Source organism: Acidovorax sp. YS12 (assembly GCA_021496925.1).
GTDB lineage: Bacteria > Pseudomonadota > Gammaproteobacteria > Burkholderiales > Burkholderiaceae_C > Paenacidovorax.
This window is the reverse complement of sequence record CP053915.1, coordinates 1354922-1370514: the sequence shown is the minus strand read 5'-3', so window position 1 is coordinate 1370514 and position 15593 is coordinate 1354922. Positions and strand designations below refer to the sequence as shown.

Below are 15593 nucleotides of genomic sequence, written 5' to 3'. Positions count from 1 at the left end.
CCGGCAACCTCGCCGTTGAGGATATAGGCCATGTCCAGCGTCAGGCGGACCTTGACGTCCGGGGCAGGGTGAGCAAGTGCATTCATGGAAATCTCCTTGTGAAAACGCGGCGCCATGCCCGGACTGGGCACGGACGGTCCGCGTGGGATAGGGGGGAAGAAGAAAGAAGCAACGGAGGCCCGAAGGCCCCCGTGCAGTGCGGATCAGGCGGCGACCAGTTGCCGGGCCAGTGCGACCTCGACGGAATCGCCGTCCTGGTTCAGGACATCCAGCCCCGATTCGGGCACGTCGCCAGAAGTGGACTGAGACACCATGATCTTCTTGGCCATCAGTTCCAGGCAGTTCATCTGCGAGGAATCGGCATAGCCGAGGTAGACCACGCGCACGGACTGCTTCTGCCCGATGCGCCAGGAGCGGCGTACCGCCTGCTGGAGCGTGTACACGTTGTAGCCGCATTGCATGGACACGATCGTGGGGAAGTCCAGCAAGTCCAACCCCGTCTTGACCAGCTCGGGATTGGTGAGGAGCACGTCGAGGCCCCGGTCCAGCTGTTCGGCGATCCAGTCCTCGCGGCGGCTGGCATCCACGCTTGCGCGCAGCACCGCCACCTTGAAGCCTTCCTGCTCCAGCAGCATCTTCAACCGGCTGGTCGTGTCGCGCGTGCCGGTATAGACCGTATAGATCAGGACCTTGCGTCCCTGCGCCTTCTCCTGCTTGCAGATTTCGATCAGCTCGCGCTCCTTCGGCATCGCCTCGAATTCGCTGAACTGCGCCGGAACGAACGCCAAGGTCTGGCGCGTGCGCGGGTGCACCACCGTCTCCGACCGGAAGCAGCAATCCGGCCAGGCCAGCAGCACGTTGAGCACCACGCCCAGCAAGGTCGTATCGCGCCGCGCCAGAGCCTGTTTCAGCTCCGCGGTCAGCCGGCCCGCCAGATCGCGGTAGGCTGCGGCTTGCGTCACGTCCATCTGGACTTCGCGAAACTCCTCGTCATACGGCGGCAGCACGTTGCCGCCGATGTCCTTGAGCTTGAGGAAGATGGTGAACGGCAGGATGCAGCGCAGCACGCCCTTGGGGCCGAACCCCGGGGCCTTGACCGTGCGCACCGATACCTTGGTGCCCTTGGCCGTCTTGTGCGCCGTGCCGGTGCTCTCGGAGTAGATGTCCTTCAGGACACCGTGATCGCGCATGAACGCCATCGCGGCCGCGGTCATGCTGCCGCTCGTGGTCGGGCGGTAGCCGTCTTCGATCATCCGCCCCGGCAGGGCCCGGAACAGCAGGTAGAACAGGTCGTCCCCATAGCCGCCCATCAGCGTGCCGGTCAGCAGCAAGGCCTTGCGAGCCTTCGCCGCCAGCACGCCCATGGCCTGGCCCTGGGCACTGCCACCGTTCTTGTACTCGTGCGTTATGTGACGTTATCTGTCTGTATGTATCGATGTTGGTGACAACCCAGTACTGTTTCAATTGAAAAGAATCAGCTGGAGAGAAAATGCACGACAGTGAATTGAAGGTATTGCTCGTCAATCCTCGAAAGGATTTCAATAGCCGAGAGTCGGTAGTTGAACTGACAGAAGGCGAGAAAGCAGATGCCGACCTGATGCATTACTTCGACGTGGGGCCCTTGGCCTTCATCGTCGATGGGGATGGCCTGCCGCTGGAGTTGCCGTGTGCATTCCTGACAGAGACCGCGTTGGTGAGTCGCAGCGTCACAGGCGACACGGTGCGCACGTATGCCGAAGCGCTGATTCCCTGGCTGCACTTTCTGCAACGCTGCAAGACGGAGCTTGTGCAGGTCACGGAGGAACACCTCGGGCTCTACAAGAACCATCTGATCAACGGACGCCACGGTGAACGAAGGCTGCAGTACGCCTCGTCAACCGCCAACCATCGGGTGGTAGTGGCAGCACAGTTCCATACCTGGGGGGCGCGGCGCGGCGTGATGCAATCGGCCCTGGGCACATTCCTGCTCGAAAGGTCCGCCGGGCGTGCGTCGGGCGCGCCATCATGGGCAACCGGCGTCAGAGCTCGAAGCAGCAACCCCATCGCACCACGCGTGGACAAGAGACTGCCGAAGGTGTTGAGCATCGAGGAGATCTCGCGACTGTTCACCGTCACTCCAGCGCGCTACCGCCTGCTGTTTCAGTGGTGCATCGCCACCGGCACACGCCGGTTCGAAGCATGTTCCCTGAAGATCAGGGACCTGCCCACGTCGAACCAGGTCGCCATGCAGGGCGGAGGACTCGTTCCAATCGAGCTTCTTCGCAAGGGATCTCGGCTGCAGACCATCCAGGCACCAGCCAAACTGATCGAGGCGACGCAGTGGTACATCCTGACGGAGCGGCCCCAGCCCGCGGACGAGCACGCACGAGATGTCGTCTTCCTGACGCGCCGGGGCAATCCCGTGAGCAGGAGTGCCCTGACACGCGCGTTCCGCCACTGTGCCGATGAGATCGGGAGCAAGGCGACGTTGCATCACCTGCGGCACACCTTCGCAGTGCAAGTTCTCAACGCCCTGGAGAACTACCAGGGCAAGGGCAAGCCCATGAACTCCATCAAGACCTTGCAGGTTCTTCTGGGCCACGCGAACATCGCGACCACCGAGATCTATTTGCGGGCCGTGGAGGCGAACAGCGACGCGGTGCTCGATGCGCTGGACTTCTTGTACGGGAGCGCGCTATGAGGTTGGAACTGACTCACGAAGTTCGCGGCCTGCAGATCCAGGTGAGTGGTCCGCAGGGAGGCCCTCCCAGGTCCTTGTTCGACTTCGGCACACTGGGCTTCCATCCCCGCGTAGCCAGTGCGCTGATCCGTGGCTTCATTGCCATGCACGGCCACAACACCATCGACTCTCAGCGGCTGGCCTGGCGTGGAATCCGTTGCTTTGCCCTGGCTTTGGCCAAGAAGGCTGCACAGCAACCGCTGCCGGCGAACTGCATTGCAGACCTCTCGGTCTGGCTGCGGCGATCTCAGTATGGACCAAAGGCTGCGCAGGAGTGCATGAATGCCATCTGCCGCCTGCTCCGATGGTGCATGAGGAATGTGCGAGGCACGGTGGACCCCGACGCCAGTCTCCTTCCCGCGCAATTCCAGCGGCCGGCCCCACGGGTCCGGCCCGCCATGGACGAGGGACAGCTGAAAGAGATCCTACGCTGCTGCTACGCCGACATCGAGAGCACCGAAGCGCGCCTGGCAAAGGGAAAACTGATGCGCTCGGGTGTCGCTGAATCTGAGGCGGATGAGCCGTTCGTTCGTGTCATCCGCGAACTGCTGGACATTGGCTACGGAGACCTCCCCAGGCAGCAGGCGGTTCTCGAAGCGCGAGCAGGCTCGCGCGTACTGGCCCGTGCGCGCGCCGTGGGAGGACTGGAAAGCATCTCGTCGCAGTTGTACCCCACCATCCATGACGTGTTCCCGTTCTACCTAGCGATCCTGGTGCAGACCAGCAGCAACCCTCAGGCGCTCCGCCTGCTGACCCGCTCCTGCATCGAGCCGCACGCGATCCGGGCGGACCTGGAGCGGCTGGTGTGGGCCAAGCCCAGGGCAGGCAGGGAGCAAAGTGCGGACTTCCCCGTGGGCCGTGAGTGGAGTGCACCGAACCTCGTGCGGCGCCTGTGTGCCCTCAATCAGGAACTCGTCTCGTCTGCCAGGCCGGAGGAAGGAAGCCTGGTATTCATCTCTCGGGGAAAAGCTGGCTGCCGCGCTATCAGTTGGCAGTCTCTGCACAATTACCTGGCCGCCTTCCTGCAAAGACACGCGCTCGCCGGATTCCATCTGAGCGACTTGCGACGCGCGGGAGCCAAGCTGCACCATGTCGCAGGGGGCTCCATCCGTGCCGCGAAGAAGCGCCTGAACCATGCCGGCGTGGATACCACGCAGCGGTACACATCGGTCGTCGACCTCCAGGCACAGCACGATCAGACGATCCTCAGGTTCCAGGGCGTTTTGCTGCGGGAGAGCCAGCGCTCACGAGGTCGAGGCGCCCACACCGCAGTGACCGGCGACAGCCCAGTCGGACCCGCAATGGAAACCGTCTTCGGCTTCGCCTGCAAGGATCCGCTGGCTGGTCTCGCCGCAGGAAGCACGCGCGGTCGCATGTGCATGCAGTTCTACCAATGCGCGACATGTCCGGGCGCGATCATCCCCGTCGATGATGCATATGTCGTGGCCCGACTGCTTGGGGCAGGCGAAGCCCTGCACCAAGCACGGCTGCGCTCGATTCGCGAGGGGTGGGCAGCTCGGTTCGACGCGATATACGGGCCCGTCAAAACGATCATCGAGCAGGAGATCCTGCCGCTGGTATCGAGCGCCGTGCGGGAGAAAGCCACTTTGCTGGTCGATGTGAAACGCCTGCCGTTGATCGAATAGCCATGCCGGTGTCAACGCTGATTCGCCGCAGAACGCGGTACGCATGGTACTTGGCCACGTCGGACTTCTACGAAGATGGAGAAGCGGTCATCGACTGGCGCGAAGTACTACCCTTTGACGGCACACCAGCCGCGCGCTCGGCGTTGCTCAAGAGCCTCAAGGAACTTCTCCTCGCGCTGATCGAGTACCCCGTCACGAAGGGGAGGGCACGTCTGGCCCATTCCACCGTACTGCTATGGTGCCGGCAGCTCCGCTATCTTGTGCGCTGGATGGCCACGCAGGACATCTGGCGCTTCGACCAACTCGGTCCCGACCACCTGTTGGAGTTCCTGAAGACCCGTCGCGAGCGGCACGGGCGAGGTGTGCCGAGTGATGCTACGTGGCACGGGTACACCTTGCTGTATCGGCGGATGTGGGAGCTTCGCGGCAAGTACAGATCGCCGTTGAGCGTCAACCCCGGCTTGATCGAGGCGGATGCCAAGTTGCTTCGAGGGCGAGCAGCCCGCCCGTTCAAGGCGATCCCTGAGGAGGTCGCTCTGCCGCTGATTAACGACGCTATCGAATGGCTGCAACGGGTGGGGCCCTTCATGATCCGAGCGGCCGAGGAACTGTGGCAGGAGAAACGGCTCGCTTCAAAGCTGGCACCGCGGGCCCGCACGCAACGCATCCGCGCGGCCTACGAGCAGTTGTGCGGCACACCGGAAGCCGGCGAACTGGCGCGCGCGCTGTGCATGCCAAGCCCAGCACATTACCGCTTGCTGTGCCGCGCCATGACCATCACGCTCGGTGCAGCGGTCACAGTGTTGTTGTTCATGGTGGGCCTGCGGGTCGGGGAACTGGTCCGGCTCGATGTGGACTGCCTGGAAGAGCAAGAGAGTCCCTCAGGGCTTCCGATCACCTACGTTAAGGGCGTGGCGGCCAAGGCATCCGGGCGCAAGCGCCGCTGGGTGGCGGGCGAGCCCTTGCCGTCGGTCATCGAGTGGCTTCGGTCGGTGTTCCAGCTCGCCAGAACGGAGAGCGGCAGCGTCGCGCTGTTCTTGACCCGCTCCCAGGGGTCGCTGGTGCCTGATCCCGCAACCGCCGCTCGGCGCCTGGGAGCAACGATGCCCATCATCATGATGTAGGCATTTGCGCAGGCACCGTTCCGGTCGGACAAGCCGGTTGCGGTACGGCTGCATCCGCACGCCGCGCGCAAGACGTTCGCAAAGTTCGTCGTGAAAAGGGACAAGAAAGCCTTGGAAGCCCTCTCAGCCCACTACGGCCATGCCTACCGGGAATTCACGGACAGAGTCTACGTTGGCACAGACTTCGAGCTCATGCAACTGCTTGAAGAGGAGGATCGCGAGGATCTGGTTCGGACGCTGACGAACTTGCTGAGCAGCTCGCGGATGGCTGGCAAGGCGGCAGAGCGCATCGAGGACTACAGGCGAACGCATCGAAATGATCCATCCTTCGCCGGCAGAGCCAGCCTGCACACGCTGGTGGAGAGCCTGGTCTCCAAGGGCATCAAGCTGGCGCCATGCAGTTGGGGCTATTGCGTCTACTCGGAAGCCCACTCGGCCTGCCATGGCGACGCCATTGGCCCGAATGACATTTTCAGGGCTCCTGACGTGTGTGCGACCTGCGCCAACTTCGTCGTCACTCAGGAACACCATGCCTGGTGGAACGAGCGAGCTCAGAGAGAGGAGCAGTTCCTGGCGCAGAGGGATCTGTCGGCGCAGGCCAGGGAGTTGGTGGAGAGGCGCTTGAGCAACTCGAAGACGATATTGCGGAATCTGGTGGTGAAGGGTAACGGTCAGCGGGCGCGGACTTCATGAGGAAGCATCAGCAACTGTCGGTTCGAGAGCGTGTGGATGCTGCCCTGGTCCTGCTGCGCCGAGACAACCCACGCGCCCAGATCACCGTCAGTGAATTGTGTCGAGTTGCCGGTGTCAGCCGGGCGAACATCTACGCATCGCACAAGGATGTAGTGGAAAGCCTGCGCAAGGAAGTACCTGCTTCCCCGCATGTACAGCCTGCATCCGTGCCAACGGTCATGAAAAAGCTACGCGAAGAACTGGCAGCAGAAATTCGCAAAAACCGCGCTCTAGTCTATCTGCTAACCGAACTTCGCGCCGAGTTGCAGCGCGAGTATGCACGGAACAAGCATTAACGCCCGTGAAAGGGCCCGGGCCGCACTAACTCGGCACTCAGTCCGGGATACGCCTGCATCTTCAGCATCATGAAGATGCTGACCGAAGGAGGGACCGCTCCTGATTGTTCAGTTTAGATGAGCAACTTGTTTATGGTCACACCCTACTCTACAAGCGGTGGTGCTTTGAACCCACGCTACCCGATGGTCACGTTACTGGAGACGCCTTATGAAGCACTAGAATGGAAGTTCATGAGCCGATAGCACCTGCATTTGGTAGCCGTCGTGGTGAATCGCCCCGGTTTTCGCGGAGGCTCAACACTCTGAGAGGATTGAGCCATGAGCAAGTCGAACAAGTTCTCGCCCGAGGTGCGTGAGTGCGCAGTGAGGATGATGCAGGAGCAGCGCGGGGAATACCCCTCGCTGTGGGCGACCATCGAGTCCATCGCCCCGAAGATTGGCTGCGTGCCGCAGACGTTGAACGAATGGGTCAAGCGCGCCGAGGTCGATGTCGGTGTGCGCGCGGGCGTGACCAGCAGCGAGGCGCAGCGGATGAAGGAACTGGAGCGCGAGGTCAAGGAGCTGCGCCGTGCCAACGAGATACTGAAGCTGGCCAGTGCGTTTTTCGCTCAGGCGGAGTTCGACCGCCGACTGAAGTCGTGAAGGCCTTCATCGACAAGCACCGCGATGCCTTCGGGGTCGAGCCGCTCTGCAAGGTGTTGCAGGTCGCCCCGTCGGCGTATCGGCGCCACGCCGCGCTGCTGCGCGAGCCCCACAGGCGCTGCGCCCGCGCCAGACGTGACGAGGTGCTGAAGCAGCAGATTCAGAACATCTGGCAGGTCAACATGCAGGTCTACGGTGCCGACAAGGTGTGGCGGCAACTGGCGCGCGAAGGCGTCGTTGTGGCCCGCTGCACAGTCGAGCGGCTGATGCGCAGCATGGGGCTGCGCGGCGTGGTGCGCGGCAAGGTCGTGCGCACCACCATCGGCGATGCCAAGGCCCCGTGCCCGCTGGACCGGGTCAACCGGCAGTTCCGTGCCGAGCGGCCGAACCAGCTGTGGGTTAGCGACTTCACGTATGTCCCGACCTGGCAGGGATGGCTGTACGTGGCCTTCGTCATCGACGTCTTCGCCCGGCGCATCGTGGGCTGGCGGGTGAGCAGTTCGATGCGCACGGACCTCGTGCTCGACGCGCTGGAGCAGGCCCTGTACGCCCGCCAGCCCGAGCGCGATGGCGGCCTGGTCTGCCACTCGGACAGGGGCTCGCAATACGTCAGCATCCGCTACACCGAGCGGCTGGCCGAGGTCGGCATCGAGCCATCCGTGGGCAGCAAGGGCGACAGCTATGACAACGCTCTGGCAGAGACCATCAACGGCCTGTACAAAGCCGAGCTGATTCACCGCCGGGCGCCATGGAAAACCAGGGAGGCCGTTGAGTTCGCTACGTTGGAGTGGGTGTCCTGGTTCAACCACCAACGCCTGCTCGAACCCATCGGCTACATCCCGCCCGCTGAGGCAAACTACTACCGGCAACTCGCCAGTCAGAACACCACAACGGCGGCCTGACTTAAACCAAACCGCCTCCGCGGAAACCGGGGCGATTCATGGCTTTTTTCGCGAGGTTCGCTTCAAAGATATCGTTGGTGCCACTGGGAAGCTATCGCAGCAGGGGCGCCGTAATTTTTAAGAACAGAGGGCAAGTAGAGGGGACATATGAAATCAAAAAGCGCTCGTCGGCCAGGAGGGAGTCGCGCAGACCTTTCGAGCTTGAAGAACAAAGTGCGGGGTGCGTTTTCGCTTCTTGGTAAACGCAAGCCATCTCAAAATCAAAATCATCAAATTATTGCGATGCGATCGGCGGCACGAGCAATTAATGCCGCACTTTCTATCGCCAAGTCCTCTCTTCCCAAGGGAGAATTACTACAGTTCGAGGCATGGGTCGAAGCACAAAGCAAGGCCTTGCACTCAGCGAAGGAAACTGGCGTTGCCAGAGAAGTGCTTGGCATTCTCCCCGAGAAAATTCAAAGTGCAAAGCTAATCGATGTACTGCAGCAGTCACTTGATGCACTAACGCGCCAGAGATTGTCGCTAAGTGAATTCGATGCACAGCTGCGACTCGTTAACAAATGCATCGAAGAAGGCAATTTAGCCAAAGCCTGCGAGAAGGTAGATGAAATAATAGCTAGAGATGGCCACTCATACTGGGCAATTGAAGCCAAAATCGCCTTACTTTATAGCATTGATCAAGCTATCGAGGCAAAGGATTATATCAAGGATCTTTCCATTGGCGCAGCTGGATTAAATGAGTTCTATTTCTATCATTTTGGAATGAGGAATGAGAGTTCGCAGTCAACATCTCGCTATCGGAGCATTGTTAAAAGACGTATCGCCGAATCAACACTAGCTCCTGCCTTCAAGATTTATGCACTATACAGATCAGCACGCATTGTTGATGCATCTAGCGAAGACCTGGCGAACATATTGAGTTATGAACTTCTAACGACAAAGATCGACTTACTCCTAACTTCTCGGCGTGTTGCAATACAGATTATCTGTAATCCATCATCTTTCTCTGATCGCGAAATAGCCGTGGCACGGAGGATCCTAAGCGCATTTCCGGAAGAAAAAGAACCTGTAACGCAATCAGACCTCACATCAATTAGCCTTTCCCGCGATCTTAAATTTGCAATTGATGTGGCCATCCATCAATGCTTTGGTAAAAAATCGTCCATCGAGTTGGAGCGCCCAAGTGCGATAAAACTCTCTGAAGGACTGGCCGCGATTTTCTCCTACAGCGGGAGTGAGGCAGACGAGGATGCGCTCAAAAAGGAGTGCCTAAACTATTGGTGGCGTACTGACGCAATGCTTATTGAATCCGCCCAAAGCATCATTAGACTTCCGGATATCTATATAACCACGGCCTCCCTGGAAAATAACGCGGCGCATCCAATTAATTCTGAGTGCCTAGCAATTTTTGAAAATATTGCATCCGCACAAATTTCATCTCTTCAAGTGCCATACGGAATTAATAGCGCCTCTGATCAGCGCTGGTCAAGCTTGGGGCATTTGACTCGTGCCACAATAGATTGCATCGCTATTCGTGACACCTGGAAAGCTCTGGAGGATTTTGATTACTCGTTGGCTCTCAAGCTAATACAGTCCGCTATGTTTCATAACGTACGACTGCTTCCTGCGTTGCCGCTTGAATTCATGTTTGGCGGCGCCGATTATGACAAAATTCGCTCTTATGGAATAAGCATTGACTTATGCAATTGCCTCCATCGGTACACACAGATAAATATTGATAGAAAGGTAAAAACCTATAAGCGTTTTGCGATTGAAGAACTGGTGGAAATGGCAGGAACCGACGATCTACAGCTATTCGCCAAGGCAGTAGTTTTGGCAGCGGAAGATAGACGCAATACCGAATATTTTTTGGCGAACTCTTGCGACGTTGGAACCATTGAACTACTATCGGAAACCGATGGCACCATTCAATCGCTTGAAATACGAGCCAACTTATTAAAAATCGCGTCATCTATTAGCCAAAATTCAAGTGCTCAATTGGCTGCAGAAGCTGACTCCATAGAGGAACAGTTACAACTTGATGGCGTTCTCGAGGAGTTGGACAAAACCAAGGTATCAGTCGACGAAGAATCACTCATTCCCATTGTCGCTCGAGAAATATCAGGTGATTTCGAGCGCTATAAGAAGTTAAAGCCGCTCAATAGTCTAAGCACTAGCTCAGTTGAAGAGCTCGTCATAAGCCTGAAGCAACAGTCGGCATCGACATTTCAGATACCCAAAAATGAGGCCGATGATCTGCTAGTCCAGATGATTTTCACAGTTCTGGATCGATTTATTGAAGATCCTGTCTATGGTCTCGATGCCATTGTTGGAAGGCGTATCCGGCACGGCACCATTTCGGACGAATTACGTGGCGCACTTGAGCAAGTTCAATTAATAGGGCATCGCCCTCGCACAGGAGTAGATTACAAAACACCAAACGCGGTGCGCTCTGCAGTAGAACAGTATGATGTAGCAGTTCGCGCCGGTGTAAGTCGGGCATTCAATCGTTTTTCATCGTCAATCGACAACTTGGTCGCGATACTCCGCGACGAAGTTTTCTACTCACGCCAACCAAAACTAGCAAAAGCCAAAAATAGGCGTCCTGCGGCTTTCGAATTGCAAGTGGGAGTATTGGTAATTGCTGTGGCTCGAGATGTCGCCCAAGTATCGGAATCTGTTGAAGTATTTATTCGTGAGCTTTTTGATACATTCTGGTTTCAGCTAAGTAATTCCGTCGAGCATCATCGGCCACAAGTTGGCGAATTTATTGCAACGAATCTAAAAGACAGCTTTAGTAAACTCCAACTAGATCTAAAAGCTGCTGGATACCTCGACGCCAAGTTCTCGGCCACTATTCAGCGCGCATCCGAAGACCTTCAAATCCGTGGTGAGTTTATTAAAGACTGGATTAGAGTACCCAAGATTAGCGCCGAAGGGAAAGCCTATCCCTTAAATATGGTCTACGATGCCGCCATGGCATTCGCAAAATCTAAACGACCTGGATTTGAACCCGTGACAAAGGTAAGCATTGCCGAGAATGTGAGTTTGGACGCTCATGGATTTCCCATTGCCTTTGACGCCGTACGAATAGCCATCGAGAATATCGCAAAACACTCTAATCTTAAGCAAAATCGTTTAAGCGTAGATATTAATCTAAACCCAGAAGAGGATAAGCTCTGCTTCTCTTTTGAAAGCGATATGTTGAAGGACTCTTGGACGCGAGAACGTGCCACCAAACTAGAAGCCATTAAGGATGACATCCGCCGAAAAACGTATACGGACAGAGCGAAGAAGGCTTCAGAATCAGGCATTGCAAAGCTAGCAGCGATCGTGATGCAGCGCGACAATTGCCGGATTGAATTTGGCCCTCAGGAATCAAATTCAATATTCAGGCTGTACTTCGAACTCACGTATGTTGCACATGCCAGAATAGAGAAATAGACGATTTATGGAAATCTCTGCAAATAGTCAAATTCTAGTCGTGGAAGACAGTGAGGCAAAGCTTGCAAGTATCATATTAGCGATCACAACCGTCTTCCCGCGTGAGCAGATTCAATGCTCTCGCTCAGTGAAAAGCGCGTTAAAAGCATTAAAGTCCGCCGAGTTTTTGATGGTGATTGCTGATATGTCTCTACCAACCTACGATGTAAAGACCGGAGAGCGTGGTGGCACACCTAGACCTTTTGGTGGAATTGAGATATTTGACTACCTACAGCGCAAACGAAAGCTAACCCCAGTGGCTGTGGTAAGTTCTTATCCAGCGATTGTAGAAGGAACTACAACGCTAACTTTACCGGCACTGTCGGCAAAGCTTGCCACTGACTATCCAGAAAATTTCTCTGGGTATGTTTTTTTTGATTCTACTTATCTCACTTGGGAAAACGAGCTTCTTTTGATTATCGAAAAGGTGTTTAAATCATGACAAATAGGCCTTTGGAGATTTTAATCGTCGAAGACACTCCTGCCAAGAAAAAACGGATGTTCGAGCGGTTCCAACAGCATCCCCAGATCTTTGGAGAGCCTGATGTGGTAATAAATACCGCTGAAGCAATCAAACGACTGAAAGCAAAATCATATGATCTCTTGATTCTAGATCTATTAATCCCACGAGACCCCACCTCTGATCCAGAGGAGCAGAATGCAATAGACGTTCTTTCGCGAATAGATTCGTCAGCAATGGGCATTCAAAAACCAAGACATATCGTCTCTATTAGCTCCGCGGAATCTATCAGTACGAAGGTACAGGATTTCTATCGCAGTCGACCTTGGGGTTGCTTACGATACAGCGAAAGCTCTGATCAATGTATTGATGATCTCGAGAATATTGGCCGATGGATTCATAATGAAATTGTGGGTGAAGCTAGGCCACAGCACTGTGATGTGTTTATTTTGACTGCTCTAGACGAGCCTGAAATGCAAGCCGTGGAGTCAGAGTTTCCTAATTTGGGGCCTTACCGCCCCTTGGATGCGAATCAGTTGGTCCGATATTGCAGCATTGAATCGAACGGCCGTCAATTGAGCGTTGGTCTGGCTTTTGCCGCAAGAATGGGCCCAGTGGCATCGGCGATATTGGCGACTAAAGTTATCGAATATCTCAGGCCATCTCTAATTATCATGCCTGGCATTTGTGGCGGAATTGCAAAAAATGCTTTGATAGGGGATATTATCGCGGCCGATCCAACTTGGGATTGGCAAAGTGGTAAATATATAGACTCATCCGAAGCTGACTTCGAGTTTGCACCTCATCAATTGCACATCTCAACCGAGATGCGCAATGTCCTTTTGCTAATGAAGAAAGATATATCATTCTGGCAAACTCTAACGCCGAATGCATTAGAATATAAATTATCTCTTCCCAAACTCCTCACAGGCCCTCTTGCCACAGGAGCCTCGGTAATCGCCGATGAAAAGGTGACTCGTCGAATAAAAGAGCAACAGAACAAAAATGTCGTCGGTGTCGACATGGAATCATATGCAGTATATGCAGCAGTAGCTGCCGCTGGCCGGCATATTAATGTCATTTCCTTGAAGTCGGTGTGCGATAAGGCAGATATCGCCAAAAATGACGATTATCAGGTATACGCTGCAAAAATCAGCGCGAAAGCAACAATTCATTTTCTTACACAATACGGGAGCACGTTCGTAAAAAATTCTTAATGCAATCGCTATAAACCCTCAATTTTTAATTCTTAAATAGAAAAATGGAGTGGTTTTTAATATAACAAATTTTCACTCCTCCATAATCTCATTTTTGTGGCAGATGGAGAAATTATCACATCATCAAGCCGAAGCGTCGATAATATAAATACCATGCGATCGATGGCATTGATTCAGCACATAATTAAGCTGCACAATTCAGCATCCTTGTTGAAGGCATTAAAATCCTGGATCGGAGCGGTTCAGAATTTTATTTAAATTGCCGCTCCAGCAATTCTGGTGTCATCGGATTAGCATAATGCCTTGAATTGCGAAATGCACACAATTGGGAACCTCTCAAAACCCATCCGCTCTCTTCCTGACCCGAGAAGCCTGACCCGCCCCTTGCCATGATCACACCCCGCAGCGCGCTGAAGTTCGACCTGTTCGCCCAGGCCTCGCGCCAACACAAGAGAGATGAGGTGGGCGATCCGCTGCAGGTGATCGCGCGGCACATCGACTTCGGAGCCCTGGCCGGGCTGGTGGATGCCTTGATCGAGCGCGGCGATGGCCGCAAGGGTGGCCGGCCGGCCTATCCCACCGAGGTGATGGTGCGCATCCTGGTCTTGAAGCAGCTGTACAACCTCTCGCACGAGCAGATGGAGTACCAGTTGCTGGATCGGGCGAGCTACCAGCGCTTTTGCCTGCTGCAGGATGCGATGAACGTGCCGGACCGCAACACGATCTGGCGCTTCGGCGAGCGGCTGGGCGTGGATGGGGCCACGGTGCTGTTCCAGGGAGTGGATGCGCAACTGCACCGCCATGGCTACATGGCCCGGGGCGGACAAGCCATCGATGCGACGCTGGTGCCCGCGCCGCGCCAGCGCCTGGACAGGCCGGAGCGCGAGGCCCTGGCCGAAGGCAGAACGCCCGATTGGAGTGAGGCCGAGCGCCGGCAAAGGGATGTGGATGCCACGCACACGAAGAAGCACGGCAAGAGCTACTTCGGCTACAAGCTCAGCGTGAGCGTGGATCTCAAGCACGGCTTCATCCGCCGCATCGCCACGGGCACGGCCAGCGAGCACGACGGACACCACTTCGACGAGGTGCTGGACATGCACAACACCGGGCGCAGCGTGCACACGGACAAGGCCTACGCGAGCCGGCAGCGCCGGCAGATGCTGCAAGTGCTGGGCTTCGTGGACGCGATGCAGCGCCGGGCCCAGCCGGGCCAGCCCCTGAGCGAGTGCCAGAAGCGGCGCAACCAGCGCATTGCCAGCAAGCGTGCCCGGGTCGAACATGCGTTTGCCGGCATCCGGCACCTGGGCGGCAAGTTCGTACGCACGATCGGGCAGGCGCGGGCCACGGTGGCGATGACGATGATGGCTGCCTGCTACAACATGAAGCGCCTGGCCTCGTTCCTTGAGCGAGGCGTGGATGCGTTCTTCAAACCGGCGACCACCAAGGCACAGGTGCGCCTGCAAACGGCGAAAGCCTGAGCCATCGGGGCTGCAAGGCCCCTCAATGCACGAGGTGCAGACCGCCGTAAGGCCTCATCGCGCATTCAAAACGGCTGGCGTCCAATCGTGCCTATTCGGATCCGTCAATCATGGGGTTGTGAGAGGTTCCCCATTGATTCCCGGAGCAGCAGTGATGTATTTCCGTTGATCGAGATACTGAAGACCAACATCATCGACAAGAAAACGAACAAACGCATCGACGGCATCGTGGGGAACAACTTCTCCTCCTACGTGCGCGACTACGATTTCAGTGTCTTGCTTCCGGAGTACAACGCCCATCGGGCGGAGTTCAGCACGCCGGATGATTTTGGCGACTTGCATGGAAAGCTGTTCAGGCAGTTTGCCAACTCGCGCACTTACAAGGAGCGCTTCCAAAAGCCGCCTGTCATCTGCATCAGCGCCTCGACCAGCAAGACCTATCAGCGGACCGGAAACCAGCACCCCGTGCTGGGTGTCGAGTACCAACAGAATGAACTGTCCTCGACCGACCGATACTTCGCAAAGATGGGGATGCAGGTTCGCTTTTTCATGCCTCCGAATGGCGTTGCACCATTGGCTTTCTACTTTCACGGCGACCTGCTGGGCGACTACACAAATATCGAGTTGATCGGCACGATCAGCACAATGGAAACCTTCCAGAAGATCTATCGCCCTGAAATCTACAACGCCAATTCTGCAGCAGGGAAACTCTATCGACCAAGCCTGAAGAACCAGGATTACTCGTCGACGCAGATCGTCTATGACCGGGAAGAACGCAGCCAGTTGGCCGTCAAGCAGGGGAAATTTGCAGAGGAGCACTTCATCAAACCGTACAGGAACGTTCTTGAACAATGGGCCGCCAATTGCGCGCTCTGACCAGCTAGAAATACACAG

The 15593-nt window shown here is 56.2% G+C and carries 9 protein-coding genes, 2 pseudogenes and 1 other annotated feature; of the genes and pseudogenes, 10 read left to right on the top strand and 1 reads right to left on the bottom strand.

The annotated features are described in order from the left end of the window. Positions 1–203 precede the first annotated feature (203 nt). Positions 204–1403 (bottom strand): annotated as a pseudogene (locus YS110_06175) (DEAD/DEAH box helicase). 86 nt (positions 1404–1489) lie between these two features. On the opposite strand from YS110_06175, the gene YS110_06170 reads away from it, so the two are divergent. The 10 genes and pseudogenes from YS110_06170 (at position 1490) to YS110_06125 (ending at position 15575) form a co-directional block, all read left to right on the top strand. Next, positions 1490–2680 carry a tyrosine-type recombinase/integrase gene (locus YS110_06170; protein UJB64359.1) on the top strand — a complete coding sequence of 397 codons (1191 nt, stop codon included), beginning with the start codon at positions 1490–1492 and terminating at the stop codon, positions 2678–2680. Then, complete coding sequence (locus YS110_06165) at positions 2677–4365, top strand: hypothetical protein (GenBank protein UJB64358.1); 1689 nt, start codon at positions 2677–2679, stop codon at positions 4363–4365. The genes YS110_06170 and YS110_06165 overlap by 4 nt, the downstream gene beginning before the upstream one ends. Positions 4366–4373: 8 nt before the next feature. After that, a pseudogene (locus YS110_06160) lies at positions 4374–6182 on the top strand (site-specific integrase). A gap of 14 nt (positions 6183–6196) precedes the next feature. Next, positions 6197–6517 (top strand): hypothetical protein, encoded by a 321-nt coding sequence (locus YS110_06155; GenBank protein ID UJB67370.1) that lies wholly within the window; start codon positions 6197–6199, stop codon positions 6515–6517. A 318-nt stretch (positions 6518–6835) separates the two neighbouring features. After that, positions 6836–8061 (top strand): IS3 family transposase gene (locus YS110_06150; GenBank protein UJB64357.1). Its coding sequence is split into 2 segments (ribosomal slippage): positions 6836–7124 and positions 7124–8061, totalling 1227 coding nucleotides; the frame shifts between segments, so codons are not numbered across the junction. Further along, positions 7114–7230 (top strand) — a sequence feature (AL1L pseudoknot). (Overlaps the previous gene by 117 nt.) 201 nt (positions 8062–8262) lie before the next feature. Beyond that, on the top strand, positions 8263–11505 hold the full coding sequence (locus YS110_06145) for a hypothetical protein (protein UJB64356.1): 3243 nt from the start codon (positions 8263–8265) through the stop codon (positions 11503–11505). A 7-nt stretch (positions 11506–11512) separates the two neighbouring features. Then, a complete protein-coding gene (locus YS110_06140) occupies positions 11513–11986 on the top strand; it encodes a hypothetical protein (protein UJB64355.1) in 474 nt (157 codons plus the stop codon). Next, the gene (locus tag YS110_06135) at positions 11983–13221 is read left to right on the top strand and encodes a hypothetical protein (GenBank protein ID UJB64354.1); all 1239 of its coding nucleotides are present in this window, start codon (positions 11983–11985) and stop codon (positions 13219–13221) included. Before YS110_06140 ends, YS110_06135 begins: the two co-directional genes overlap by 4 nt. Positions 13222–13613: 392 nt before the next feature. After that, complete coding sequence (locus YS110_06130; GenBank protein UJB67369.1) at positions 13614–14699, top strand: IS5 family transposase; 1086 nt, start codon at positions 13614–13616, stop codon at positions 14697–14699. Between the two features lie 3 nt (positions 14700–14702). Continuing rightward, the gene (locus YS110_06125) at positions 14703–15575 is read left to right on the top strand and encodes a DUF1852 family protein (protein ID UJB67368.1); all 873 of its coding nucleotides are present in this window, start codon (positions 14703–14705) and stop codon (positions 15573–15575) included. Positions 15576–15593 lie beyond the last annotated feature (18 nt).